Source organism: Psychrobacter sp. 16-MNA-CIBAN-0192, assembly GCF_040309565.1.
In the GTDB taxonomy this organism is placed as follows: Bacteria; Pseudomonadota; Gammaproteobacteria; order Pseudomonadales; family Moraxellaceae; genus Psychrobacter.
Window position 1 is genome coordinate 1 of record NZ_JBEOOX010000582.1, and the last position, 247, is coordinate 247.

The 247-nt window shown below is 51.0% G+C and carries 1 pseudogene; it reads right to left on the reverse strand.

Annotated features, from left to right (window positions below):
- Positions 1–247: pseudogene (locus tag AAEY78_RS14475) on the reverse strand (UDP-glucose/GDP-mannose dehydrogenase family protein); the annotation flags it as partial.

Here is a 247-nt window from a genome sequence, read left to right on the forward strand (position 1 = left end):
CGCGCGTCTAGCCCCATGATACGACTGACTTGTTTGATATCGACCTGTTGACTGTCCGCCAAGCGTGACATCTCATTCATAAAACTCACTCGCGTCGCCAGCATCGCCATAATACTGCTACGGGCAAACTCTATGGTTGCGATATCAGCGTGATGGGCGGCGCGTGCGTGCTGCATTAAAGGCTGCAGTATATTTAGATGGTGGCTACTGTTGGCGGTTTTTTCACCAAGCAACCACAATGAAGGGT